Source organism: Stenotrophomonas sp. STEN030 (assembly GCF_056759995.1).
Map to the genome: position 1 here is coordinate 74449 of NZ_JBRREB010000003.1, position 24033 is coordinate 98481.

The window sequence follows — 24033 nt, forward strand, 5'->3', positions numbered from 1 at the left end:
CTTGTCAGCGTGGGCAGTTTTTTCGTGCGTAGGCGGCAGTAGCCGCACGCGGTTTTCCATGGGGGTGGTGGTTCCGGATATCCGTTCCACGGATGGGAAGCACTTGTTCAGCCCGGCCAAGGCCTTCCCGGGAGCGGCGCTGGTACAATCGCCGGGCCGGTTCGCCGGCACTCACAAACGTCTTCAGGGCGGGGTGCAACTCCCCACCGGCGGTAGGTGCAATGCCTCAGATGGGGCGCTGTGCGAGCCCGCGAGCGCTTCAGCAAGGTCCGCACAGCAGTGCGGCTGCCCGGTTGGAGGTCAGCAGATCCGGTCAGATGCCGGAGCCGACGGTCATAGTCCGGATGAAAGAAGACGGTGTTTCGGGCCCCTTGCGGGGTCCGTGCGCCTGTTTGCCTTGCGGCGTTTTTCGCTCACATATCGCGGAGAACGTTAGTGTTTACTGGAATCATCGAAGGCGTCGGCCGTCTGGCCGCACGCGAACCCATCGGCGGCGATGTCCGCTTTACCTTCGCCGTCGGCAGTCTGCCGTTCGAGCTGGTGCAGATGGGCGAAAGCATCGCCGTCAACGGCGTCTGCCTGACCGTCATCGACTTTGACGGTGGCAGCTTCAAGGCCGATGCCTCAACCGAAACCTTGGCCCTTACCACCCTTGGCGGCCTGGCCGAAGGTGCCGTGATCAACCTTGAGCGCGCCATGCGCCCAACCGACCGTTTGGGCGGCCACCTGGTCAGCGGCCACGTCGATGGCCTGGGCAAGGTGCTGTCCATACACGAGGATGCACGCGCCCTGCGCTGGCGTTTTGCCGCGCCCAAGCCGCTGCTCAAGTACATCGCCAAGAAAGGCTCGATCTGCGTGGATGGCGTCAGCCTCACCGTCAACGAAGCTGATGACGAGGGCTTTGAGGTCGCACTCATCCCGCACACCGTCGCCAATACCGCGTTCTCCGCCACCGGCGTGGGCAATGCGGTGAATCTGGAAATCGATCTGGTCGCCCGCTATGTCGAGCGCCTGCTGGGCCAAGGAGCCGCACAATGAATTTCGCACCTGTTCCCGAACTGCTGGAAGAAATCCGCGCCGGTCGCATGGTCGTCATCGTCGATGACGAGGATCGCGAGAACGAAGGCGACCTGATCATGGCTGCCGAGCTGGTCAAGGCGTCGGACATCAACTTCATGGTCACCCATGGTCGCGGCCTGGTCTGCCTGCCGCTGACCCGTACCCGCGCCGCCGATCTCGGCCTGGCGCCGATGGTGCAGGCCAATACCGCGCAGTTCCAGACCAACTTCACGGTCAGCATCGAAGCCGCCGAAGGCGTGACCACCGGCATCTCCGCGCATGATCGCGCCCACACCATCCGCACCGCGGTGAAGGCCAATGCCAAGCCGTCCGACCTGCACCAGCCGGGCCACATCTTCCCGCTGATCGCCCAGCCGGGTGGCGTGCTGACCCGCGCCGGCCACACCGAGGCCGGTGTTGATCTGGCCATGCTGGCCGGGCTGGAGCCGGCCGGCGTGCTGGTGGAGATCCTCAATCCCGACGGCAGCATGGCGCGCCGCCCGGAGCTGGAGGTGTTCGCCCGCGAGCATGGTTTGAAGATGGGCTCGATTGCTGACCTGATCGCCTACCGTCTGGCCACCGAGCACACCGTCGAACGTGTGGACGAGCGCGAGATCGACACCGAGTTCGGTGCCTTCAAGCTGGTCACCTACCGCGACCGCATCGCCAATGACCTGCATTTCGCACTGGTCCGTGGCACCCCGGACAAGGACACCCCGACGCTGGTCCGCGTGCAGGTGGAGAATCCACTGGCCGACCTGCTGCATTGGCGCCGGGATGACTTCGGCGTGGCCAATACCGATGCGCTGCGCGCCATCGACGCCGCCGGCAGCGGGGTAATGGTGGTGCTGTCGGCACCGCGTGACACCAATTCCCTGCTGGCCCGTCTGCGTCAGCAGCCGGCGCCGGTCACCCCGGGCAAGGACAAGGATGTTGGCCAATGGCGTCGCAACGGTGCCGGCGCGCAGATCCTGTCGGACCTGGGCCTGGGCAAGCTGCGCGTGCTCGGCACCCCGCGCCGGCAGATCGGCCTGGCCGGTTATGGGCTGGAAATCGTCGAAACCGTGCAGCCCTGAGTCATTGGCATGACCTGCAAGCCCGGCTGGAACGGGCTTGCAGCCGCTTTCTGCGTCGCGGGTTAAGCCCCCGCACGTTAGACTTACCCACCTTTTGGAACCCCACGCCCCCATGAGCCACTACGAAGGCGACCTCCGCCCGGCCGGTTCGGCCCGTTTTGCCATCATTGCCAGCCGCTGGAATGCCCGCATCACCGATGCGTTGGTGACCGGCGCGCGCCAGAGCCTGGCCGGCAACGGTGTCGGCGAGGACGCCATCGACGTGGTGCGTGTGCCCGGTGCCTGGGAAATCCCGCTGGTTGCGGCACGTCTGGCTGCGGCCGGGCAACACGCCGCGATCATCACCCTGGGCTGCGTGATCCGTGGCGATACCCGCCATTACGAACACGTTGCCGACCGTTGTGCCGAAGGCCTGATGCGCGCCCAGCTGGATTTTGGCGTGCCGGTGCTCAATGGCGTGCTGGCGGTGGAGCGGGTGGAAGATGCCGAGGCCCGCGCAGGTGGCAGCCACGGCAACAAGGGTGAGGAAGCCGCATTGTCGGCAATTGAAATGGTCAATCTTCTGGAACAGCTGCCATGAACAACAAGAACAACGGCAAGCCTGCCGGAAAGCCGGTCCGTCGCGACGGCATTGATCCGGTGCTGCGCTCGCGCGCGCGCCGCCGTGCCCTGCAAGCCATCTACGCCTGGCAGATCTCCGGTGGCAACGCCGAGTCGCTGCTGGCCCAGTTTGCCCATGAGCAGGCCCACGAAATCGCCGATCTGACGTATTTCGAAAGCCTGCTGCGCGGCGTGCTGGACAACCGTCGCGACCTGGACGAGGCGCTGGCCCCGTTCGTCGACCGCGCGGTTGAAGAAGTCGATGCCATCGAGCGTGCAGTGCTGCGCGTGGCCGCCTATGAGCTGCGTTACCGCCAGGACGTGCCGTACCGCGTGGTGATCAACGAAGCCATCGAAACCGCCAAGCGTTTTGGTTCCGAGCATGGCCATACCTACGTCAATGGCGTGCTTGACCGTGCCGCGCTAGAGTGGCGCAAGACTGAATCCAACCAATAACCGACAGCGGCGGCTTCGCCAACATCGGGGTTTGCTACAGCGCCGGGCCGGCATCATCGGCACCGGCGTTGTTGTTTTTAAGGGAGTGCGATCATGAGCCTTGACGAGTTTGGACTGATCGAGCGGATCCGTAGTCGTACCGCCGAGCGCGCTGACATCGTGCTCGGCATCGGTGACGATGCGGCCTTGCTGCAGCCGACGACCAGCCAGCAGCTGGTGGTGACCACCGATACGCTCAACGTAGGCGTGCACTTTCCGGCGGAAACCCCGCCCGCCGATATCGGTTGGAAGGCATTGGCGGTGAATCTGTCCGATCTGGCCGCAATGGGCGCGCAGCCGGCCTGGTGCAGCCTGTCGCTGTCACTGCCCGATGCCGATCCGGACTGGGTTGATCAGTTCGCCCAAGGCTTCTTCCAGCTGGCCGATCTGCATGGCATCGCCCTGATTGGCGGCGACACCACGCGTGGTCCGCTGTCGATCTCGATCACCGCGATGGGCCAGGCAGCAGCGGGGCAGGCATTGCGCCGTGATGGTGCGCAGCTTGGCGATGACATCTGGGTCAGTGGCGTGCCGGGCGAGGCTGGCCTGGCCTTGGCGTTGTGGCAGCAGCAGACTTTGGATGTAAGCCGGATTGCGGGCGATGCAGCGCTGGAGCATCTACGCCAGCGGCTGGCGCGGCCAACCCCGCGGGTTGAGCTGGGCCGTGCGTTGCGGGGTGTAGCGAGTGCTGCGGTGGATATATCCGATGGGGTGCTCGCCGACCTGGGGCACATCTGCGCACGCAGCGGGGTTGCCGCCGATGTGCTTGAACACGCATTGCCGGCTTCGTCGGCGGCCGCGCAGGCGGGCTTGTCCGAGGCGTTCATGGCGTTGCGTGCCAGTGCCGGGGACGACTATGAGTTGTGCTTCACCGCGCCGCCGGGGCAGCGGCAGGCGTTGCGCGAAACCATGGCATCCGTAGCAGTTCCGCTTACCCGGATTGGCTATATTCGAGCCGGGACAGGGGTACAGGTGATCAACCAGGAGGGTGCTGTGCTGGTGGCATCAAGGCAGGGCTACAACCACTTTTCAGGCATCGGGGAATAGGGGAGCCCCGTAATCAGTAAGACTGATTTCTGTGTTCACGCGGCGTCCACGTATTCATATTTACCATCTCGTTCGTGATGGAAGTCGCGGTTTGATGCAATCGAGAGTCTGCATCCGGCGACGGCAAACAGGGGGAAGTGGCGGTGGAAACAGCAACGTTGGAAAAAGTGAGGGCGAAGATGAGTGATGTAGGTACGCCCTCGGTCACGGTAGATAGCCGTGCCTTGGAAACAGCACTCGACACCGTCATCAATCGCAACGTTGGCATTTCCATGCTGCTGGTCTCCACGGCCGATGGCCGTGCGATCGCTCACCGTTCGTTGAACAAGCTCGATCCAAGACGCTTGTCGGCGATGAGCAATTCCTTCTTGACGCTTGGGGAAACCTTGTCGCGCGAGCTCGGCCTGACGGCGGCCGACTACGTGACCATGTCCACCTCACAGGGCAGCATGGTGCTGGTACGCGTTGCTGCGGACCGGCCCTATACGCTGGCCGCGCTCGGCCATGCCGATACCTCCCTTGCCATCCTGTTGTATGCCGCTCGCGATGCTGCGGCGCGGATCAAGGTGTTGCTGTAACTCTCTTGTTGTAAATCAGCGGTGCTGCAGCTTGCCTGGCATGCCAGGGAGGCAGCGCGGGTGAACGGGTTCGAGTACGAAAATCTGATGCGATGCCGGTGCTGCATGGCGGGCTGGTCGCATTCAACACTTAGACAACAATCGATCAGGAATGGAGAATCACATGGCTGGAAACGTCAAGCTGGACAAGTTGAATGAAATCGCTGGTTTCGTCGGTGCTGCACTGGTCGACAGCGATAGCGGCATGGCCCTGGGCATGCTCGGCGGTGGTCCGATCAATCTGGAAGTTGCTGCTGCCGGCAACACCGAAGTGGTGCGTGCCAAGCGCCGCGTTGCCGCTTCGCTCGGCATCACCGATGCCATCGAAGACATCCTGATCACCCTGACCAAGCAGTACCACCTGATCCGTCCGTTGGAAAGCAATGCGGACCTGTTCCTGTACGTGGTGCTGGACCGTTCGCGCGCCAACCTGGCGCTGGCACGCCACGAGCTGAAGTCGTTCGAACAGACGCTCGATTTCAAGTGATGCAATGACGCACCACTGCTCCGTGACGGAGCGGTGGTGCGCCAGCTGAGCGCTGACTTACAGAACTGATCGACACGATGAGTGCACCTGCCCGGAAAATCTCTGCTGCCGTGATCGGCTGCCAGGGTTTGGATGTCCTGCACATGATGCGGCTGAAGGTTGCCAGCTCCTTGCTGATGGCCGAATACATCCAGGCCGAGGTGCAGGAGTGGAATCACCAACAGGTGGATCTGCTGGTGGCATGCATCGATGACACCAGCGGCCAGCAGTTGCTGCGCGAGGCCAATCAGCAGGGTTTGCCGGTGCTGGCAATCACGCGCAAGGTGCTGTCGGGATTGTCCATTCCGGGCGTGGCGTATGGCGCCAGCGTCCGCGATATTTTCCAGCAGCTACGCCAGCTGTTGTTGGCATCGGACAACAGTGGCGAGCGCTTCAAGCCGCGCACGCTGTTCCGCAGCCTTGGTGACAGCAAGGGCAAGTCCAGTCTGCTGCATTTGGGTCTGGTCAAGCTGATGATCGATGCCACGCATACGCGGGTAACCTTGCTGCGTGATCTGCCCTATGAGAATTTCTTGAAGGCCGCTGCCGAACCGGGCTGGACCTTGTCCTTGCTGGGCAGTAACGAAGCGGTGGATGAAAGCATGGCCGACGCGGTCAGTGCCCATGCATTCGAGGACTTCTGTTGGCAGGCGGCGGCGCGCTCGCCTGAGCCCTTGTTGCAGCGGGAGACCGTAAACCCATGCCAGCTGCGCGGCTGGCCCGAGGTGGAAACCGGGAAATTGCCGGTGCAGTGGCTGCTGCCGATGGCGGCGATGATGATCCGGCCATGGCAGCCGGGCGAGTTGGCCCAGGCCACCGGCACGTCATTGGATGATATTGCCCGTATCATGGCCGCGGCGGCCTGTACCGGGCTGCTTGATGGCAGTGGTGCCGAGCTTGCTCCCGCGCAGGGTTCTGGCAACAAGGTGTCCGGCTTCTTCACACGTATCGCCAAGCGATTCGGGCTCAATTTTTCCAAGGGGCTTCAGGTCTGACGGCTATGGCAACCAAGTTGGTTTTTGTCGGTGAAATGGGTGCGGGTAAAACGACTGCGATCCGGTCGATCTCGGACATGGAACCGATCAGCACTGAAATGCCGATCAGCGACGAAGCGGCGCTGGAGGCTTTCGAAGACAAGTCGCACACCACGGTGGCGCTGGATTACAGCTCCATTGAGCTGGGTGACGGTGAGCTGCTGCATGTCTACGGCGTGCCCGGTCAGGCCTACCTGGATTTCATGTGGCCGATCGTGGCCGAAGGTGCAATCGGCGTGATCGTACTTGTGAGCGCACTCAACCCGCGCGCGCTGCCAAGTACGTTGACCCTGCTGGAGCAGTTCCGCGGATTGGCGCCGGACGCCTGTTTTGCAGTGGGTGTGACCTGCCAGGACCGAGAGCCTGATTTCAGCTTCAGCGAGTTCCGCAATGCCCTGGCCAGCGAAGGCCATCGCCTGCCGGTGATGTGGGTGGACGCGCGCGAAACCAGCCAGGTCGATTTCCTGATCAAGGCGCTGCTGTCGTGCCGCTACGCGGAATCGATTGCCTGAGCCAGCGATGGTGTTGGTTGGTGCTGGTTGTGGGAGCGGCGTAAGCCGCGAAGCCGGTGAATCTTCCGACCTTGCGCTTGTAAGGCCCCTGCCGAGCATGGCTCGGCACTACAGTCAGCCTGGCCCTACGCCTCCGGCAACACCTTGCCCGGATTGAGGATGCCGTCCGGGTCCAGCGCCTGCTTGATCGCGCGCATCGTCGCCAGTGTTCCTGCTGAAAACGCCTGCGTCATGAAATCGCGCTTGGCCAGGCCGATGCCGTGTTCCCCCGACAAGGTGCCGCCCAGCTGCAGCGCCAATGCAAATACCTTGGGCAGGGCCGCATGCGCACGCGCGTTCTCGTCGGCATCGTCAGGGTGATAAAGGATATTGACGTGCAGGTTGCCGTTGCCTGCATGACCAAAGGTCACGATCGGCAACCGCGCTTGTGCTGACAACTGCTGCACGCCTTCCACCAGTGCCGGGATCTGCGACACCGGTACCACCACGTCTTCATTGATCTTGCCCGGCGCGATGGTCTTCAGCGCCGGCGACAGGGCGCGGCGCGCTGCCCACAACTTGTCACGCGCGCTGCCATCGGTGGCTACATCCAGTGCCAGCATGCCGTCGCCCTCAGCGGCTTCGGCCAAGGCATTCAATAGATAGGGCAGGGTGTCTTCATCGCCATCGGCATCAATCAACAGCATCGCGCCGGCTTCTGGTACCTGCGCGCCGTTGTGACGCAGCAACTGCAGGCTGCGTGCATCCATGAATTCCAGCGTGGTCGGCGTCACCGGCTGTGCCATCACCCGCGATACGGCGGCAGCGGCCGCTTCGGCATCACGGTACAGCACGCGTAGGCCGGCTTGGCTACGTGGGCGTGGGGTCAGCTTGAGCGTGGCTTCAACAATCAGCGCCAGCGTGCCTTCGCTGCCGACCAGCAGATGGGTGAGGTCGTAGCCGGTGGAATCCTTGGTATAGGCGCCGCCGCATTGGATCAGCTCGCCGGTGCCGGTGACCGCAACCAGGCCAAGCACGTTGTCGCGGCTGGTGCCGTATTTCACCGCGCGCGGGCCGCCGGCATTGCAGGCCAGATTGCCGCCAATGCTGCAGATATCGGCGCTGGAAGGGTCCGGTGGCCAGAACAGGCCATGCGGCATCAAGGCCTGTTGCAGATCGCCGTTGAGTACGCCGGGTTCGACCACGGCACAGCGATCACCGGGTTGTATCGCGACGATGCGGTTCATGCGCGCGAACGACAGCACGATGCCGCCAGCCGTGGGCACCGCAGCGCCGGTGGTGCCGGTGCCGGTACCGCGCCCGACCAAGGGCACGCCGTGTTCGCGACAGGCACGGACGATGGCCTGCACCTGCTCACGATTGCTGGGCAGCGCGACGCCCTGTGGCAGGGCGTGGCGCCAAGAGTTGTCCTGTGCATGGGCTGCTAGCGAGGAGGCGTCGGTGCGCCAGTCATCGCCCAGCAGCTGTGACAGGGTGTACTTGAATGCGTCGGAAAGGGGCTTGTTCACCCGCCCATTCTAGGCCGTGTCATCCGCCGGCGTCGGTGCTGGCGTTCTGCGCCGGCCGCAGGCGTACATGTTCGGGCAGCAGGGCCAGCACCTGCTCCAGGATTCCCGGCAGCGCCTGCTCTGAATAACCCTGATGAACTGCGTTGATGCGGCCCTCCTGGTCGAGCACGAACATCAAGGGGATGGCTTTCACCCCATAGGCCACGGCGGCCTTGCCCTTGCTGTCGAGTACGTATTCCAGGTCGAGCTTCCGGTTGCGGCGTGCAAAGTCCACCACCTGCGCGCGCGGCTCATCCCAGTTCACCGCGATGACTTCCAGTGCGTCCTTGCCAACTACTCTCTGCAGTTGCGCCAGCACCGGCAACTCGCGCATGCAGGGGCCACACCAGCTCGCCCAGAAGGTCATGATCACTACCTTGCCACGGCGTTGCTGCAGCTCGACCAGCTCGCCCGGCAGGTTTTTGCCAAGTGCGACCGGGGGCGGAAATTCGCCAGCGGTAGGGATCGCTGCGGCGAAGGACTGAACGGACAGCAGCAACAGGCAGCAGGACAACAGCAGTCTGGAAGACTGCAGCAGGCGATGACGCATGGTTTCCCCCGGGTGGCTCAGTCGTCGGCGCGGCGGCGCCAACCGTGGGGCGATTGAACCATCTTCCAGCCGACCACGGCCACCAGTAGCGGCAGCCATACCCAGCGCAGCTCGGACAGCACGGTCTGCAGGCCGCGTGCGCTGAAGAAATTATTGGCGAAAGGCGACACGCGGATTGGCCGCCACGGTGCGAACAGGCGCTGCTCACTCCACGGCCACCACAGCGCGACACCGAGGCCGCCGGAGGTCAGTGCATCCAGCAGAGGATGCGACAAGGCGCAGATGAAGACGAACGCAAAGGCCTGCAGGCGACTGGCGCGCAGTGGCATGGCGAATGCGGTTGCAAGGGCTGCCAACAGGGTGGCAAACAACAGTGAGTGACTGGCGCCGCGATGACCAAAGCTATCGGCGTAGGGAACATGCAGCGCGAAGGCAAGCACATCGGCATCGGGCAGCATCGCTGCGACAACGCCTGCACCCAGCAGGCGCGTGGAGATGCGTCCGCGCTCGCTGGCGCACCACAGTGCGAGTGGAATTGCGGCGTGGGTGAATATGCTTGGCATCAGCAGTCGTCGGCGCGGAACGCGTCGCGTATCCAGTTCAGGCGTGGCGGTTCGCCGCTGGCTTCGACCACGTCGAAGCGGCAAGGGCTGTTGGCCAATGCGGGGTGTTGGCTCAGGTAGAGCTGGGCGGCGCGGACCAGCTTGCGGCGCTTGTTGATATCGATGGAGGCAGCGCCGCCGCCGAACTGCGCCGAACGGCGGTAACGCACTTCGACAAACACCAGGCTGGCTGCATCGCGGTCGTACATCACCAGATCCAGCTCACCGCCGCGAAAGCGCACATTGCTGGCCCGCCATTGCAGGCCAGCCTTTTCAAGCAGGACACGGGCAGCGGCTTCCACCGCTGCACCGCGTTCGCTCTGCTCAGCGACCATCACCGATGGCGACCGGACGGCCAGTACTAAAGGTCGACCAGGCTGGCGTACGCAGCACATTGCCGAAACCGTCCAGGTGCAGCGTGCCAGTGGCGCCGCTGAGGCCGCCGCTGGTGCTGTTGGCCAGCTTCTCCATGTAGGCGGTGATCTTCCAGGCGTCGTAGCCGAAGGCAAATAGACGGCCTGCGCCGCCGCGTGCGGTCGGCAAGGTGGTGGCGACTGCAGCTGCAGCAGGCAGGCCCGAAACGCCACGGCTGCTCCAGGCATCGGTCGGGAAGGCGATGCCATCCAGGGCGACGTCGTCTTCGGCCTTGCCGGTGCCTGCGGTCAACTGCGAGGTGCCGACACGGCTGACGCCGCTCAAACCGGCCAAGGCCAGCTGCGGTGCCAGTACACGCGCCTGGTTGCCCTTGACCGCGAGCAGGATCGCATCGATGCCGGTTGCCTGGCGCAGTTGAGCGGTGATGTCGGCAGGAACTTCGCCGACATTGATGGTCGCGGCGATCTTGCCGCCGCGCTCACTGAAACGTTCCTTGAAGGCGCCGCTGGAACGGCGGCCGGCGTCGTCACTGCTGGCGATCACCAGCACATTGCGGCGCTCGCGACCGAGCAGGTACTCGGCGGCCATCAGGCCATCGTCTTCCGGCGCCAGCGAGAAGGCCGCGCTGCCCGGCGGCGGTGTGTCCTTGCCGCGGTTCAGGGCGAGCAGGGGCACCGGCAGCTCGCTGCGGTGAAACAGCGCGTCAACCTCGTCGCGGCCGAGTGGGCCGACAATGAAGTCGACGCCGTTGCTGACGGCCTTGTCATAGGCTGCGCCGGCGCCGCTGGCGGTGCCCTTGGTGTCGATGAAGTCGATTGACGGGCGGCGGCGGCTTTCGCCGTAGTAACCGGCCAGCAGACCGTCGCGAACCGAAGCACCAGCGGCAGCCAGGTTGCCGCTGAGTGGCAACAACACCGCCATCTTCACCGGCGGGCGGTAGCCGTCGGCATCGGCCGCCGGGCGCTTGCTGGTATCCAGCTGCGAGGCGGTATCGCGGTCGAACGGGCGCGGCAGCGGCAGGCCACGGCCGATCATCGCGCGGCCAGCGTGGTTGTAGAGCGGGTCGCCGACCGGCAGCGCGGCGGCGCGGCTGCTCAGGGTGGCGTCGTTCAGGCCGGCCAACAGGCGGGTGATGGCGCGCTGGTTGTCATTGCGTGCCGTGCCGCTGAGCAGGGTACCGGCGCGGGCGCGCTCGGCGGCGGCGGCAAAGGCGTCGCCGCTGGCTTCCAGCGCCTGCGCGCGGGCCAGGTACCAGCGTGCCTGCAGCGCTGCCGGCAGCGCTGCCGGGTTCTCGGTCAACACCTGCAGCACGGTGGCCGGCTGCTTGTCGCTCAACGCCAGCTCGGCCTGCAGCAGGTTGAAGCGTTGGCGGGTAGCGCCGGACAGCTGGCGCGGCTGCACCTGCGCCATCAGCATGCGCGCACGCGCGCTGTCACCGGCTTCCTGCCAGGCAAAGGCGGCATCGGCCAGCAGCAAGCTCTTGCCGGCGCCGCGTACCAGCGCGGCCTGGGCTTCCAGTTGCTGTGCGGCTTCGCGCGGTTTGCCTTGTTCAAGCAGGGCGATGGCGGCCTGCTGGGCGGGGGAGCTGGTCGGGGCAACGCTGGTGGTGGCGCAGCCGACGAACAGCAGCATCGACAATGACAGGGCGGAAATCCGTGCGGCTGGCTTGTTCATTTGAGGTCCGTTCGACAGGGCGCGGCAGTGCCGGGCGGGGGAAACGGTACGATTCTACCCTTGGCCCACGGAAATACCGATGATGAGTACTGCTGCTGCCACCTTGTATGTCGTTGCCACGCCGATCGGCAACCTTGGCGATCTGAGCCCGCGTGCACAGGAGGTGCTGCGTTCGGTGGCCGCCATTTGTGCGGAAGACACCCGTCATACCGGTCAGCTGTTATCGCATTTCGGTATCAGCAAACCCTTGGTGGCTCTACACGACCATAACGAAGAGGCGATGGCTGAGCGCGTCGTGGCGCGGTTGCTGGGTGGTGAGTCGCTGGCGGTGGTCAGTGACGCGGGTACCCCGCTGGTCAGTGATCCGGGCTTCCGTCTGGTGCGCGCGGCGCGCGCGGCCGGGGTCAAAGTCAGTCCTATCCCAGGTGCCTGCGCGGCAATTGCCGCCTTGAGCGTGGCCGGTCTGCCCAGCGATCGTTTCGTATTTGAAGGCTTCCTGCCGGCCAAGGGCGCGGCCCGCCGTGAACGCCTGAACAAGCTGGCAGCCGAGACCGGCACCCTGGTGTTCTACGAATCCTCGCACCGCATTGCCGAGTCGCTGGCTGACATGGCGGGCGCGTTTGGTGGTGAGCGCCCGGCGGTGGTGGCGCGCGAGCTGACCAAGCTGTTCGAGACCGTGCTTGATGGCAATCTGGATCAGCTGCTGGCAAAGGTGTTGGCCGATGACAACCAGCGCAAGGGCGAGTTCGTGGTGATGGTGCAGGGCGCAGGCGATGATGAAGAAGCCAAGGTCGCCGAGGGCCGCCGCTTGTACGCCAAATTGAACGAACACCTGCCGCCTTCCACTGCCGCCAAGCTTGCGGCCGAACTGAGCGGCGCGCCGCGCAAGGCTTTGTATGGACAGGGCAGCAACGACTGAGGCGATGTGGGCGGCGGCCGATGCCGCCAGCCTGCGCCAGCAACTCGACCTGCGCGAGCATCCGTTGGCGGGCGGCACTGGCGGCGAGATCAAGACCCAGCGCGAGCGCTGGATGATGGTGCGTTGGTTGGCCGCCTGGGCATCGGAGCTGGCCTATCCGCTGCGGGTGAGCAAGCGCGAGAGCCCGGACTTCATGCTGGACGTCGGCAACGATCGGATTGGCGTGGAATGCATGGAAGTGGTGCCTGAGGCCTTCAAGCAGCTACAGGCCAAGTTGAACGGCATCAATTCCGGCTGGGTGCGGCCGGTGCCGCAGCATCGCGCCGAGGAAGCACGCGCCGAATGGGATAGCCCGCTGCTGCGTCAGTTGTTGGCTGATACCTATGAGGGCAGTCCATGGGCGGGCGATGAACCTGAGCGGCTGTGGGTGGAAGTGATGCGCTGGGCGGTGGAGAAAAAGCGCCAGGTGCTGCACAAGCCAGGCTATGCCCGTCAATCGCGCAATGTGTTGTTGCTGTACGACAACTGGCCGTTGCCGGCTGTGGCCTTTGTCGAAGATGCCGATCCGGCAGTGTTGCGTAGCTGGGCGCTGGCGGCGCTTGATGAGTTGTCGCAGCAGTTGCGGGACAGTGGCGCGCATGCGGACTTCCAGCAGATCGACATCCTGCATGAAGGCTGGCTGCTGTCATTCACTGATGAAGGCGTACGACCGCTGCGTTACCAACTGCTTGCAGCTGAATGAAATGATCGGCCGGTGCTGTACCGGACGTGCGATAATGCGCGCGGCGGAGTCGGCCAGACAGTCGCGTCATTCCTTCGGGAATGCCGAGGAAAGTCCGGGCTCCACAGGGCAAGGTGCCAGGTAACGCCTGGGCGGCGCAAGCCGACGGAAAGTGCAACAGGAAGATACCGCCGAACGGCCTTCGGGCGCGTGGTAAGGGTGAAATGGTGCGGTAAGAGCGCACCGCGAGTCTGGCAACAGACCGGCACGGCAAACCCCACCTGGAGCAAGACCAAATAGGGACCTAATGGCGTGGCCCGCGTCGGGTCCGGGTAGGTTGCTTGAGCGTTACGGTGACGTAGCGCCTAGAGGAATGACTGTCCACGACAAAACCCGGCTTATCGGCCGGCTCCGCCGCTTTCATCGCCTGGCGGGCGATGAAAGCCCCAAAGTTTTGCAGCGCAAAACTTTGGGCCCCGGGCCTCTGCCCTCCAATTCCCCGCGCCTGTCGGCGCGCCCCCTTTACTAAAGGGGGCTCTGGCTCTTCGGATTTAGTGCTTGGCTCGCTGCGCATCGTGGTGGGTAGAAGTGCGGCTGTAGCTTTTGCTTGGCTTTGGCTTCGGGTTCGGCTCTGGTTTCTGCTCTGGCTCTGGCTCTGGCTTTGGCTTTGGCTTTGGCTTTGGCTCTGGCTCTGGCTCTGGCTTTGGCCTTGGCTCCTGCTTTGCTGTGTTCTTTCCCTTCTCCCGCCTGCGGGGGAAGGTGCCCGGAGGGCGGATGGGGGGAGCTTTTGATCTTGCTTTGGCTGTGGTCCAAAGCCAAAGCCAAAGCCAAAGCCAAAGCCAAAGCCAAAGCCAAAGCCAAAGCACCCCTCCCTAACCCTCCCCTTCGCCTGCGGCGAAAGGGAGGGAACTAGGAGCCAAAGCCTTCTTTCCCAATCTCCACACGCGTCTCCCCCAGATACACGCCATCCGGCCCGAAACGGCGCTCGTGGATGAATCCCCCTCCATCCCTGTCGATCGCCACGATGGTGCTGGCGCGGGTGCCGTAGTCAGTTCCGCGTATGAACGCGCTCGACAAGCGTCGTTCCAACTCCAGCGGAACACCGGTAGCAGGTAGTTGTGCGTCCGCGGCCTGCTGCTCATCGGCCAGCGCAGCCCAAAGCGGCTCCAGGCCGTCATTTCCTGCGGCCAACCAATTCTCAAGCGCGCTCATCAAACGACGGGTCTTGGGCCAGGGTGCATCCAGCGCGCCGTTGGACATGCCGTGCACGCCTGGCGCCAGATCCTGTCGGGCCTGCGGGTGGTTGCCCAGATAGCTGCAGCTTTCAGCGTCGGCGACCAATAGATTGAATGGTGCAAACTCCGGCGCCCGGCTGGCCAGGTTGTCGGCATAGTCCTTGGCTGCCTGTCCGCCATCCAGGAATCCGGCGATCAGTTCGCCGCGCGAAGGCCCGCCTGCGGCTGCGCTTGGGTCGCGCACATTGGTGACCACGGCGGCTTGGCCGCGCAGATTCACACCCACCCAGCTGCCGCCGGAGCGCAGGTCGCGGCCGGCGATCACTTTGTCGTAGGGCGATGGCCAACGCTGCAACGGCGCGGTGGGGCGGGCGTGGAATTCGTCACGGTTGCCGGCCATGAGCAGGCGCCAATGCGGGTGGGTTTTCCAGGCGAGGGCGACAAGGCACATGCACGGAGTGTGCCGTTTTGCGCGGGTGTCAGCCATACGGGCCTGAATGGCGGCTGGGCCGAGGGTCCATTTTCACGCCACCTCTACACCACTGAATTTCATACAAATCTCAAAATTTGAAGTAAACCAGTAACTTGTGGATAAACCTTGAACAACTCTCTAAACATTGGCGCAAACCATTGATGCGGCACGTGATTTTGTGCGCTGAAAGTTGTTGACAACCCTAGGGCCGCTGCTAAGGTGGGCATCAGAGGGGAAACCGGGTTTTTTGTGGTTTTTCGTGGTTCAATAACTTCCCAAGCAAAACCAACGAGCGGGTGCCATAGGCGTGTTCCAGGGTGAGACTGCCATCACGGTTGACGACAAGGGACGCATGGCGGTGCCAACCGCTTATCGCGACCTGGTCGCGCGTGCCAGCGGTAATCGCCTTGTGCTGACCTACAACCCGTTCGAAGCCGGTTGCTTGTGGTTGTACTCAGAGCAGGAGTGGGAGCGGGTGCGGGACGACGTAATGGCAAAGCCCAATACCCAGCGCGTAGTGCGAACCCTGCAGCAGAAGCTTGTCGGCTCGGCCGCCCATCTGGAACTGGATGGCAATGGCCGTATCAGCCTGCCGTCCAGTCACCGCAGCGCGGTGGGCATCGAGAAGAAAGCAGTGCTGATGGGCATGGGTGAGAAGTTTGAATTGTGGAGCGAGCAAGCGCATCGCGCACTGATCCAGCAGACGTTGTCTGATGAGGATCTGGGCGATGGGCTTCTCGATCTGAAGTTGTGAGCCGGGGTGCCCGGGTGCGCGGAGGAGCGCAGGCCGGTCACCCAACGGTGTCGCAGCCGCCGGCAGCTCACCTGCCGGTGCTGTACACCCAGGTCCTTGACGGCCTGAGGGTGATCGAAAACGGTACTTATCTGGATGGCACGTTCGGTCGTGGCGGTCACGCTGGTGGCGTGCTGCGCCAGCTCGGCGCGGACGGGCGCCTGCTGGTGATGGACAAGGACCCCGAAGCCATTGCCGTGGCCGAGCGCGACTTCGCGCCGGACGGCCGTGTCTCGATCTATCGCGGCAGCTTTGCCGATCTGCTGGACTGGAGCGAAACCGCTGCCGGTCTGGATGGCGTTCTGTTCGACCTGGGCGTGTCCTCGCCGCAGCTCGATGTGGCCGAGCGTGGTTTCAGCTTCGGCAAGGACGGCCCGCTGGACATGCGCATGGACCCGGACTCGGGTGAAAGCGCTGCGGATTGGTTGAACCGCGCCGAAGACCGCGAAATTGCCGACGTGCTGTTCACCTATGGCGATGAGCGCCAGAGCCGTCGCATCGCCCGCGCCATCGTTGCGCGCCGCGACAAGCAGCCGTTCACGCGTACCGCTGAACTGGCCGAGCTGATCGCCTCGGTGATGCCGCGCGGCAAGGACAAGATCCATCCGGCGACGCGCAGCTTCCAGGCCATCCGCATCCATATCAACCGCGAACTGGCCGACCTTGAAGCCGGTCTGGACGCGGCGATGGCGCGGCTCAAGCCCGGTGGCCGTTTGGCGGTGATCAGCTTCCACTCGCTGGAAGACCGCATCGTCAAGCAGTTCATGAACCGCCATGCCAAGGCGCCGCCGACCAATCGCCGGCTGCCGGAGCTGCAGGCCTTCGTGCCGACGCTGGAACTGATCGGCGGCGCCATCAAGGCCGATGACGACGAGCTGGCGATGAACCCGCGCTCGCGTAGCGCCGTGCTTCGCGTGGCCCAGAAGTGCGAGGTGGCCGGATGAGCCGCCTGCTGTTGATCGTCCTGCTGGCATGCACGATTGCCTCGGCAATCGGCGTGGTGTTCATGCGCCACCGCCACCGCCAGCTGTTCGTCGAGCTGTCCAAGTTGGAACATGCGCGCGACGAGATCAACATCGAGTTCGGCCGTCTGCAGCTGGAACAGGCAACCCTGGCCCAGGCCACGCGTGTGGACCAGGAAGCTCGCGGCCGCTTGGGCATGAAGTTCCCCGAGGCCGCTGACATCGTGGTGATCCGGCCATGAACAAGCCCAGCCGCAACCGTACCCGCACGCAGTTCAATCTGCGCACCCGCATGCTGATGGTTGGCGTGGGGCTGGGTCTGTGTGCGGTGACGCTGGTCGGTCGTGCCGCGTATGTGCAGCTGATCAACAACGATTTCTATCAGCGCGAAGGCGAAGCCCGCTTCCTGCGCGATGTGCCGATCCCGACCTCGCGCGGCATGATCACCGACCGCAACGGCGAGCCGGTAGCCGTGTCCACGCCGGTGGCTTCGATCTGGGTCAACCCGCAGGAACTGCTGCGCGCACCGGAGCGTATTCCCGAGTTGGCACGCGCGCTGTCGCTGCCGGTGGACGAACTGACCACCAAGCTGACCCAGAAGGCCGACAAGGAATTCATGTACCTGCGCCGCCGGATCAATCCGGACGTGGCCGAGCAGGTGGTCGCGCTGAAGATTCCGGGCGTGTTCTCGCAGCGCGAGTTCCGTCGCTATTACCCGCAGGGTGAGGCGATGGCGCACGTGCTGGGCTTCACCAATATCGACGATCTCGGCCAGGAAGGGCTGGAGCTGGCCTTCGACGAATGGCTGCGCGGCAAGCCGGGCGCCAAGCGTGTCATCCGCGACCGCAAGGGCGCGATCGTCGAGAGCATCGATCTGGTGCGTCCTGCCGAGCCGGGCAAGGATTTGACCCTGAGCATCGACCGCCGCATCCAGTTCCTGGCGATGCGCGAGCTGCGCAACGCGGTCACCACCAACAAGGCGGCTGGCGGTTCCATCGTGATCATGGATGTGGCCACCGGCGAAGTGATGGCCATGGCCAACCTGCCGACCTACAACCCGAATTCGGTCAGTGGTGCGACCCCGGACACGCGCCGCAACCGCGCTGTCACCGATCTGGTCGAGCCGGGCTCGACGATGAAGCCGCTGACCATTGCCACTGCGTTGCAGAACCATGTGGTCACCCCGGATACGGTCATCGACACCAATCCGGGCTATATGTCGCTGGGCCGTTACACCATCCGTGACGTACCGCGTAACAACGGCGTGCTCAATGTCACCGGCGTGATCACCCGCAGCTCGAACATTGGTGCGGCCAAGATCGTGGCGCGCATTCCTGACCAGACCTTCTATGACTCGGTGCGTGGCTTCGGCTACGGCGTCGCCCCGAACAGCGGTTTCCCCGGCGAATCGTCGGGTGTGGTCGCACGCCCGGGCAGCCCGAGCTGGTATGGCACCACCAAGACCACCATGTCCTACGGCTACGGCCTGTCGGTGACGCCGCTGCAGATCGCGCAGGCGTACTCGGCGCTGGCCAATGGTGGGCAGGTGATCCAGCCGACCTTCATCAAAGGCCAGCGCAACGAAGCACGCCAGGTCATCGACCCGGAAGTCGCGCGCGAAGTCGTACGGATGATGGAAACCGTTGTCACCAACGGCGGCGCCAAGCAGGCGGCGATCCTCGGTTATCACGTGGCCGGCAAGACCGGTACCGCGCGCAAGAACGGCCCCAATGGCTACGAACGCGGCCACTACAATCTGTTGTTCGCCGGTGTCGTACCGGCTACCGCGCCGCGCTATGCGGCGGTGATCGTGGTCAACGACCCGCAGGGCTCGCTGCAGTACGGCGGCCTGGTCTCCGCACCGGTGTTCCATCACGTGATGGAAGGCACGCTGCGTTTGATGGACGTGCCGCCGGATGACATCCAGTCCTGGCTGGCCGCGCAGGCCGCGGGCAAGGTGGGTGGCAAGCCGGGCAGCAGCGCGGCGCCACTGCCGATTCCGCAGGACCCGGACGAGGCGCCCAACGCCACGGCCGAATTTGATGCCGCACTGCCGACGGCCGTCGCTCCGACGCCTGCCGCCACGGAGGTGCGCCAGTGAGCCACACAATGAAGTTGTCACAGCTGTTGCCGGATATGGTCCTGTCACAGGACCCGCAGATCGGCGGCCTGGTATTGGATTCAAGGCATATTCGGGCCGGTGATGCGTTCGTCGCAATCGCCGGCTTTGGCGCGCATGGGCTGGGCTTTGTCGAGCAGGCCAAGGCCGCTGGCGCAGCCGCGATTCTGTTTGATCCGCCGGCACCGGCCGAGCTGCCGGCACCGGCCGATGCCATCGCCGTGCCCGGCCTGCGTACGCGCATGGGCGCGATGGCAGACCAGTTCCACGGCCAGCCGTCGCGGGCGATGACCATGGTCGGCGTCACCGGCACCAATGGCAAAACCTCGACCGTGCAGCTGCTCGGCCAGGCCTGGCACCTGCTGGGCACGCCCAGCGGCTCGATCGGCACCCTGGGTGTTGGCCTGTACGGCGATGTCGTGCCGACCGGTTTCACCACGCCGCTGGTGCTGCAGATGCATGAAGTGCTGGCACAGCTGCGCGATGGCGGTGCCAAGGCAGTGGCGATGGAAGTCAGCTCGCATGCCCTGGATCAGGGCCGCGTCGATGCCGTGCATTACGACGTGGCGGTGTTCACCAACCTCACCCGCGATCACCTCGATTACCACGGTGACATGGAAGCTTACGGCGCTGCCAAGGCCAAGCTGTTCCATCGTCCGGGCCTGAAGGCTGCGGCGATCAATCTGGACGACGCCTTCGGCCGTGAACTGATCACCACGCTGGCAGCCGACGTGCAGGCCATCGGCCTGAGCTCGACCGGTCAGGCTGGCGCCACCATCCGCGCCGAGAAGCTGGTGCTGGACGGGCAGGGGCTGGGCTTTGATCTGGTTATTGGTGATGAACGTCATGCGCTGCGCTCGCCGCTGCTCGGGCGTTTCAACATCGACAACCTGCTGGCCGTGGCCGGTGCGCTGCATGGTCTGGGTGAAACCAGCGCCAACATCGCCAAGGTGCTGGGCCAGCTGCAGCCGATTCGCGGCCGCATGAATCGCCTCGGAGGTAAGGGCGAGCCAACCGTGGTCATCGACTACGCTCACACCCCTGACGCGCTGGAACAGGCGCTGCGCAGCCTGCATGGTCATCTGGATGGCCGACTGCTGTGCGTGTTCGGCTGTGGTGGCGAGCGTGACACTGGCAAGCGCCCGCAGATGGCGGCGATTGCCGAAAAATTGGCCGACGTGGTGTTCGTCACTGACGACAATCCACGCGGCGAGAATGGTGACGTGATCGTCGCCGACATCATGGCCGGCTTTGTGACGCCTGCGCAGGTGAAAGTGGTGCGCGATCGCGCCCGCGCCATCGACGCCGCGGTCGCACAGGCAGGGGCCGGCGACATCGTGTTGATCGCCGGCAAGGGCCATGAGCCCTACCAGGAGATTGCAGGTATCAAACATCCTTTCGATGACACCGACGTGGCATCGCGCGCGCTGCAGGCACGCAAGACCAATGGCGAGGTGCACGCATGAAGCGCACGCCTCTGTCGCTGATCGCGCATTGGGCCGCTGGTGAAATCCACGGCGACGACGCCAGCATCGATGCGGTCAGCAATGACACGCGCACGCTGGCGGCGGGCAGCCTGTACGTCGCCCTGCGCGGTGAGCGCTTCGACGGCCATGACTTTGCCGCCAATGCGGTCGAGCAGGGCGCCAGCGCCTTGTTGGTGGAGCGCCTGTTGCCATTGGAAGTGCCGCAGATCGTGGTTGCCAATACCGAGTTGGCGCTGGCGAAGATTGCCGCAGCGATGCAGCAGCAGCGCGCTACCCGCGTGTTCGCCATCACCGGCAGCAACGGCAAGACCAGCGTGAAGAACCTGCTGTTGGCCATCATGCAGCATGCCGCTGCGGTGCTGGGCCAGCATGTGTACGCCACGCCGGGTAACCGCAATAACGAGATCGGCCTGCCGCTGGCGGTGATCGATGCGCCGGAAGACGCCGACTTCGCCATCTATGAGATGGGTACCGGCAAGCCGGGCGATATCGCCTACCTGACCACCATCGCCGCGCCGGACGTGTCCATCGTCAACAATGTCGCCCCGGCACATCTGGAGCGCATGGGCAGCCTGCTGGAGATCGCCAACACCAAGGCAGCCGTCTATGACGACCTGCGCGATGGTGGTGTCGCGGTGATCAATGCCGACGACACCTTCTCTCCATACTTTGCTGCGCGCGCTGGTGCGCACCAGGTGATTCGCTTCGGCCTGGAAGTCAGCGCCGACGTCACTGCGACCGGCATCGTGCTGGACGAGGCTGGTTCACGCTTCCAGCTGCGCACGCCGCAAGGTGATGCCGAGGTCGCATTGCAGTTGCCGGGTCGCCACAACGTACTGAACGCACTGGCCGCCGCCGCGATGGCACTGGCCGCCGGTATTGCGCTGCCGCGGGTGGTCGAAGGCCTGGCGCAGGCGCGCCCGGTCGCCGGCCGCCAAGTGGCGCATCTGCTGGACAACGGCGCGGTGCTGATCGACGACAGCTACAACGCCAACCCGGGTTCACTGGCTGCGGCAATCACCGCGCTGGCTGCTGGCAAGGGAGAAGGCTGGTTGGTGCTGGGCGATATGCGTGAGCTCGGCCCGGATGCACAGGCACTGCATGCGCAGGCTGGTCAGCGTGCCCGTGCAGCCGGTCTCAAGCGTCTGTACACGCTGGGCCCGCTGAGCGCAGCGGCATCGGCGGCGTTCGGCGAAGGCGGGCGTCATTTCGACTCCCACGCCGCGCTCGCTGCCGCACTGGAAACCGAACTTCATGCTGGTGTGCGTTGCCTGGTAAAGGGCTCGCGCGGCAGCACCATGGACAAGATTGTGACTGCGCTGTTGAAGCGCGGCGAGGACACTACACATGTTGCTTGAATTGGCCCGTTGGCTGCAGCAGTTGGACGGCCTGTTCCGGTTGTTCAACTACATCACCTTCCGCGGCATCCTCGCCGCCCTGACGGCATTGTCGCTGTCATTGTGGTTGGGCCCGATGGCGATCCGTCGCCTGGCCCAGCTCAAGGGTGGCCAGCCGATCCGCAAGGACGGCCCGCAGTCGCACTTCTCCAAGGCCGGCACGCCGACCATGGGCGGCGGCTTGATCCTGACCACGGTGTTGGTCTCGGTATTGATGTGGGGCGACCTGCGCAACCGCTATGTGTGGCTGGTGCTGGTGGTGATGCTGTGCTTCGGCGCCATCGGCTGGTACGACGACTGGTTGAAGATCGCCAAGCGCGATCCGAACGGGCTGAAGTCGCGTTGGAAGTACGCGCTGCAGTCGATCTTCGGTCTTGCCGCAGGCATCTTCCTGTACAAGACCGCAGTGGTGCCGGCTGAGCTCACCTTCTACATCCCGATGTTCAAGTCGATTGCGCTGCCGCTGGCAGGCATCAGCTTCGTCGCGATTGCCTACTTCTGGATCGTTGGTTTCTCCAACGCGGTCAACCTGACCGATGGTTTGGATGGTCTGGCGATCATGCCAACGGTGCTGGTGGCCTGTGCGCTGGGCGTGTTCGCCTATGCCTCGGGCAACGCGGTGTTCTCCAGCTACCTGCAGATCCCGCAGATTCCCGGTGCCGGTGAACTGGTGATCATCTGCGCGGCGATTGCCGGCGCGGGCCTGGGCTTCCTCTGGTTCAACACCTATCCGGCGATGGTGTTCATGGGCGACGTCGGCGCGCTGGCGCTGGGCGCGGTGCTTGGCACCATCGCGGTGATCGTGCGCCAGGAACTGGTGCTGGTGATCATGGGCGGTGTGTTCGTGATCGAAACCCTGTCGGTGATGATCCAGGTGGCTTCGTTCAAGCTCACCGGCAAACGCGTGTTCCGCATGGCACCGATCCATCACCACTTCGAGCTGAAGGGCTGGCCGGAGCCGCGCGTGATCGTGCGCTTCTGGATCATCTCGGTGGTGCTGGTGTTGATCGGCCTGGCAACCCTGAAGGTGCGCTGATGGACGACTACTCGCGTCAGGCAACCCGACTTGAAGCCATTGGTGGCAGCTACGACAAGTGGCTGCTTGGCGCCGCCGTGGCGCTGGCTTCGATCGGGATCGTGATGGTGGCTTCCAGCTCCATCGCGCTGACGCAGAGTCCGTTCTATTACCTGACCCGCCACCTGATCTTCATCGCCATCGGCGTGATCCTCGCAGCGGTGACGATGCGGGTGGAGCTGAAGGAAATCGAGAAGTACAACCAGCTGCTGTTGCTGGGCTGCTTCGCGCTGCTGATCGTGGTGTTCGTGCCGGGCCTGGGCAGCAGCGTCAATGGCGCGCAGCGCTGGATCAACCTGGGCTTTTCCAAATTCCAGACCGTGGAAGCGGTCAAGGTGCTGTACATCGTCTGGTTGTCCAGCTACCTGGTGCGCTTCCGCGACGAGGTCAATGCCACCTGGCAGGCCATGCTCAAGCCGGTCGGTGTGGTTGGCGTGCTGGTCGTACTGCTGCTGCTGCAGCCTGACTTTGGTTCGTCGATGCTGCTGCTGGGCATCACCACCTGCATGCTGGTACTGGGCGGTGCGCAGATCAAGCGCATCATCCTGCCGGTGCTGCTGCTGTTGCCGGGCCTGATCGCGCTGGTGATCTTCGAGCCCTACCGCATGCGCCGCGTCACCTCGTTCATGGACCCGTGGCAGGACCAGCTGGGTTCGGGCTACCAGCTGTCCAACGCACTGATGGCGATCGGCCGCGGCGAGTGGACCGGCGTGGGCCTGGGTGCTTCGATCCAGAAGCTCAACTACCTGCCCGAGTCGCATACCGACTTCATCTTCTCGGTGATTGCCGAGGAGCTGGGTTTCCTTGGTGTGTGCGGCATCATCAGCCTGTACGTGCTGCTGGTTGGCCGTGCGTTCTGGCTGGGCATGCGCTGCATTGAAATGCGTCGCCACTTTGCTGGTTACATCGCCTTCGGCATTGCCCTGTGGATCAGCCTGCAGACCTTCGTCTCGATCGGCGTGAACCTGGGCATGCTGCCGACCAAGGGCCTGACCCTGCCGCTGATTTCTTCCGGCGGCTCCAGCGTGATGATGACCTGCGTGGCGATGGGCCTGCTGCTGCGCGTGTCCTACGAATACAACCGTGCGGTGCGCCGCCAGGAAGTCCGCGAGGACCTCGATGGTGTTGAACTGGACGTT

24 protein-coding genes, 1 other RNA gene, 1 pseudogene and 1 riboswitch are annotated in these 24033 nt (G+C 64.2%); of the genes and pseudogenes, 20 read left to right on the forward strand and 6 right to left on the reverse strand.

From position 1 onward, the window contains the following. The first annotated feature begins 175 nt into the window (after positions 1-175). Positions 176-360: riboswitch (FMN riboswitch) on the forward strand. A 75-nt stretch (positions 361-435) separates the two neighbouring features. From ACVOLR_RS01520 to ACVOLR_RS01560, 9 genes are all read left to right on the forward strand, one after another. Then, positions 436-1038, forward strand: a complete 603-nt coding sequence (locus ACVOLR_RS01520) for a riboflavin synthase (protein ID WP_481534881.1) — start codon at positions 436-438, stop codon at positions 1036-1038. Next, entirely contained in the window at positions 1035-2135 is a 1101-nt protein-coding gene (gene ribB, locus ACVOLR_RS01525) for a 3,4-dihydroxy-2-butanone-4-phosphate synthase (protein WP_481534882.1), read from the forward strand. Before ACVOLR_RS01520 ends, ribB begins: the two co-directional genes overlap by 4 nt. A 112-nt stretch (positions 2136-2247) precedes the next feature. Continuing rightward, on the forward strand, positions 2248-2715 hold the full coding sequence (gene ribH / locus ACVOLR_RS01530; protein ID WP_481512196.1) for a 6,7-dimethyl-8-ribityllumazine synthase: 468 nt from the start codon (positions 2248-2250) through the stop codon (positions 2713-2715). Next, positions 2712-3191: a transcription antitermination factor NusB gene (gene nusB, locus ACVOLR_RS01535; protein WP_481512195.1), complete on the forward strand. Its 480-nt coding sequence runs from the start codon at positions 2712-2714 to the stop codon at positions 3189-3191. Before ribH ends, nusB begins: the two co-directional genes overlap by 4 nt. Positions 3192-3284: 93 nt before the next feature. Further along, complete coding sequence (thiL, locus tag ACVOLR_RS01540; protein ID WP_481534883.1) at positions 3285-4277, forward strand: thiamine-phosphate kinase; 993 nt, start codon at positions 3285-3287, stop codon at positions 4275-4277. 179 nt (positions 4278-4456) lie between these two features. Beyond that, positions 4457-4855: a roadblock/LC7 domain-containing protein gene (locus tag ACVOLR_RS01545; RefSeq protein ID WP_481532780.1), complete on the forward strand. Its 399-nt coding sequence runs from the start codon at positions 4457-4459 to the stop codon at positions 4853-4855. Positions 4856-5018: 163 nt separating this feature from the next. Further along, complete coding sequence (locus ACVOLR_RS01550; protein ID WP_057627433.1) at positions 5019-5381, forward strand: roadblock/LC7 domain-containing protein; 363 nt, start codon at positions 5019-5021, stop codon at positions 5379-5381. A 143-nt stretch (positions 5382-5524) separates the two neighbouring features. Continuing rightward, positions 5525-6415 carry a hypothetical protein gene (locus tag ACVOLR_RS01555; RefSeq protein WP_481534884.1) on the forward strand — a complete coding sequence of 297 codons (891 nt, stop codon included), beginning with the start codon at positions 5525-5527 and terminating at the stop codon, positions 6413-6415. Beyond that, complete coding sequence (locus ACVOLR_RS01560) at positions 6412-6966, forward strand: GTP-binding protein (RefSeq protein ID WP_481534922.1); 555 nt, start codon at positions 6412-6414, stop codon at positions 6964-6966. The genes ACVOLR_RS01555 and ACVOLR_RS01560 overlap by 4 nt, the downstream gene beginning before the upstream one ends. Before the next feature lie 125 nt (positions 6967-7091). Here the strand turns inward: ACVOLR_RS01560 and ACVOLR_RS01565 are convergent, their stop codons facing one another. From ACVOLR_RS01565 to ACVOLR_RS01585, 5 genes are read right to left on the reverse strand one after another with little or no spacing between them, the layout of a single operon-like run. Beyond that, the gene (locus ACVOLR_RS01565; protein ID WP_481534885.1) at positions 7092-8474 is read right to left on the reverse strand and encodes an FAD-binding oxidoreductase; all 1383 of its coding nucleotides are present in this window, start codon (positions 8472-8474) and stop codon (positions 7092-7094) included. A gap of 19 nt (positions 8475-8493) precedes the next feature. Further along, positions 8494-9063, reverse strand: a complete 570-nt coding sequence (locus ACVOLR_RS01570) for a TlpA disulfide reductase family protein (protein WP_481534886.1) — start codon at positions 9061-9063, stop codon at positions 8494-8496. Positions 9064-9080: 17 nt separating this feature from the next. Next, the gene (locus ACVOLR_RS01575) at positions 9081-9626 is read right to left on the reverse strand and encodes a metal-dependent hydrolase (RefSeq protein ID WP_481534887.1); all 546 of its coding nucleotides are present in this window, start codon (positions 9624-9626) and stop codon (positions 9081-9083) included. Beyond that, complete coding sequence (locus ACVOLR_RS01580) at positions 9626-10000, reverse strand: YraN family protein (protein ID WP_481534888.1); 375 nt, start codon at positions 9998-10000, stop codon at positions 9626-9628. The genes ACVOLR_RS01575 and ACVOLR_RS01580 overlap by 1 nt, the downstream gene beginning before the upstream one ends. Next, complete coding sequence (locus tag ACVOLR_RS01585; RefSeq protein ID WP_481534889.1) at positions 9990-11714, reverse strand: penicillin-binding protein activator; 1725 nt, start codon at positions 11712-11714, stop codon at positions 9990-9992. Before ACVOLR_RS01585 ends, ACVOLR_RS01580 begins: the two co-directional genes overlap by 11 nt. An 82-nt stretch (positions 11715-11796) precedes the next feature. Here ACVOLR_RS01585 and rsmI point away from each other — a divergent pair, with 82 nt between their 5' ends. The 3 genes from rsmI to rnpB all read left to right on the forward strand — a co-directional run bounded on the left by rsmI (position 11797) and on the right by rnpB (position 13771). After that, the gene (gene rsmI / locus ACVOLR_RS01590; protein WP_481512187.1) at positions 11797-12633 is read left to right on the forward strand and encodes a 16S rRNA (cytidine(1402)-2'-O)-methyltransferase; all 837 of its coding nucleotides are present in this window, start codon (positions 11797-11799) and stop codon (positions 12631-12633) included. Further along, a complete protein-coding gene (locus ACVOLR_RS01595) occupies positions 12611-13375 on the forward strand; it encodes a hypothetical protein (protein WP_481534890.1) in 765 nt (254 codons plus the stop codon). Before rsmI ends, ACVOLR_RS01595 begins: the two co-directional genes overlap by 23 nt. A 45-nt stretch (positions 13376-13420) precedes the next feature. After that, an RNA gene (rnpB, locus tag ACVOLR_RS01600) (RNase P RNA component class A) lies at positions 13421-13771 on the forward strand. Between the two features lie 492 nt (positions 13772-14263). On the opposite strand, the gene ACVOLR_RS01605 is transcribed toward rnpB, so the two are convergent. Next, on the reverse strand, positions 14264-15040 hold the full coding sequence (locus ACVOLR_RS01605; RefSeq protein WP_481534891.1) for an NRDE family protein: 777 nt from the start codon (positions 15038-15040) through the stop codon (positions 14264-14266). Positions 15041-15368: 328 nt separating this feature from the next. Between ACVOLR_RS01605 and mraZ the strand changes: the two genes are divergently transcribed. The 8 genes and pseudogenes from mraZ to ftsW all read left to right on the forward strand — a co-directional run. Next, on the forward strand, positions 15369-15815 hold the full coding sequence (gene mraZ / locus ACVOLR_RS01610) for a division/cell wall cluster transcriptional repressor MraZ (protein WP_057627453.1): 447 nt from the start codon (positions 15369-15371) through the stop codon (positions 15813-15815). Positions 15816-15829: 14 nt separating this feature from the next. Continuing rightward, on the forward strand, positions 15830-16798 hold the full coding sequence (rsmH, locus tag ACVOLR_RS01615) for a 16S rRNA (cytosine(1402)-N(4))-methyltransferase RsmH (RefSeq protein WP_481534923.1): 969 nt from the start codon (positions 15830-15832) through the stop codon (positions 16796-16798). After that, on the forward strand, positions 16795-17058 hold the full coding sequence (ftsL, locus tag ACVOLR_RS01620) for a cell division protein FtsL (RefSeq protein WP_282266357.1): 264 nt from the start codon (positions 16795-16797) through the stop codon (positions 17056-17058). The genes rsmH and ftsL overlap by 4 nt, the downstream gene beginning before the upstream one ends. After that, complete coding sequence (locus tag ACVOLR_RS01625) at positions 17055-18917, forward strand: peptidoglycan D,D-transpeptidase FtsI family protein (RefSeq protein WP_481534892.1); 1863 nt, start codon at positions 17055-17057, stop codon at positions 18915-18917. Before ftsL ends, ACVOLR_RS01625 begins: the two co-directional genes overlap by 4 nt. Positions 18918-18925: 8 nt before the next feature. Beyond that, a complete protein-coding gene (locus ACVOLR_RS01630) occupies positions 18926-20401 on the forward strand; it encodes a UDP-N-acetylmuramoyl-L-alanyl-D-glutamate--2,6-diaminopimelate ligase (protein WP_481534893.1) in 1476 nt (491 codons plus the stop codon). After that, the gene (locus tag ACVOLR_RS01635) at positions 20398-21780 is read left to right on the forward strand and encodes a UDP-N-acetylmuramoyl-tripeptide--D-alanyl-D-alanine ligase (RefSeq protein ID WP_481534894.1); all 1383 of its coding nucleotides are present in this window, start codon (positions 20398-20400) and stop codon (positions 21778-21780) included. Before ACVOLR_RS01630 ends, ACVOLR_RS01635 begins: the two co-directional genes overlap by 4 nt. Further along, positions 21770-22855: a phospho-N-acetylmuramoyl-pentapeptide-transferase gene (mraY, locus tag ACVOLR_RS01640; protein ID WP_481517188.1), complete on the forward strand. Its 1086-nt coding sequence runs from the start codon at positions 21770-21772 to the stop codon at positions 22853-22855. Before ACVOLR_RS01635 ends, mraY begins: the two co-directional genes overlap by 11 nt. Then, positions 22855-23988, forward strand: a pseudogene (ftsW, locus tag ACVOLR_RS01645) (putative lipid II flippase FtsW); the annotation flags it as partial. The gene mraY and the pseudogene ftsW, both read left to right, overlap by 1 nt. Between the last annotated feature and the right edge of the window lie 45 nt (positions 23989-24033).

Coding starts and splice junctions, on each gene's coding strand:
- ACVOLR_RS01555 (WP_481534884.1), top strand. CDS start 5,525: ATGATGCGGCTGAAGGTTGCCAGCTCCTTGCTGATGGCCGAATACATC.
- ACVOLR_RS01595 (WP_481534890.1), top strand. CDS start 12,611: ATGGACAGGGCAGCAACGACTGAGGCGATGTGGGCGGCGGCCGATGCC.
- nusB (WP_481512195.1), top strand. CDS start 2,712: ATGAACAACAAGAACAACGGCAAGCCTGCCGGAAAGCCGGTCCGTCGC.
- ACVOLR_RS01575 (WP_481534887.1), bottom strand. CDS start 9,626: ATGCCAAGCATATTCACCCACGCCGCAATTCCACTCGCACTGTGGTGC.
- ACVOLR_RS01545 (WP_481532780.1), top strand. CDS start 4,457: ATGAGTGATGTAGGTACGCCCTCGGTCACGGTAGATAGCCGTGCCTTG.
- ACVOLR_RS01605 (WP_481534891.1), bottom strand. CDS start 15,040: ATGTGCCTTGTCGCCCTCGCCTGGAAAACCCACCCGCATTGGCGCCTG.
- rsmI (WP_481512187.1), top strand. CDS start 11,797: ATGAGTACTGCTGCTGCCACCTTGTATGTCGTTGCCACGCCGATCGGC.
- ACVOLR_RS01580 (WP_481534888.1), bottom strand. CDS start 10,000: ATGGTCGCTGAGCAGAGCGAACGCGGTGCAGCGGTGGAAGCCGCTGCC.
- ribB (WP_481534882.1), top strand. CDS start 1,035: ATGAATTTCGCACCTGTTCCCGAACTGCTGGAAGAAATCCGCGCCGGT.
- ribH (WP_481512196.1), top strand. CDS start 2,248: ATGAGCCACTACGAAGGCGACCTCCGCCCGGCCGGTTCGGCCCGTTTT.
- ACVOLR_RS01550 (WP_057627433.1), top strand. CDS start 5,019: ATGGCTGGAAACGTCAAGCTGGACAAGTTGAATGAAATCGCTGGTTTC.
- ACVOLR_RS01635 (WP_481534894.1), top strand. CDS start 20,398: ATGAAGCGCACGCCTCTGTCGCTGATCGCGCATTGGGCCGCTGGTGAA.
- ftsL (WP_282266357.1), top strand. CDS start 16,795: ATGAGCCGCCTGCTGTTGATCGTCCTGCTGGCATGCACGATTGCCTCG.
- ACVOLR_RS01570 (WP_481534886.1), bottom strand. CDS start 9,063: ATGCGTCATCGCCTGCTGCAGTCTTCCAGACTGCTGTTGTCCTGCTGC.
- ACVOLR_RS01630 (WP_481534893.1), top strand. CDS start 18,926: ATGAAGTTGTCACAGCTGTTGCCGGATATGGTCCTGTCACAGGACCCG.
- thiL (WP_481534883.1), top strand. CDS start 3,285: ATGAGCCTTGACGAGTTTGGACTGATCGAGCGGATCCGTAGTCGTACC.
- mraY (WP_481517188.1), top strand. CDS start 21,770: ATGTTGCTTGAATTGGCCCGTTGGCTGCAGCAGTTGGACGGCCTGTTC.
- ACVOLR_RS01585 (WP_481534889.1), bottom strand. CDS start 11,714: ATGAACAAGCCAGCCGCACGGATTTCCGCCCTGTCATTGTCGATGCTG.
- ACVOLR_RS01625 (WP_481534892.1), top strand. CDS start 17,055: ATGAACAAGCCCAGCCGCAACCGTACCCGCACGCAGTTCAATCTGCGC.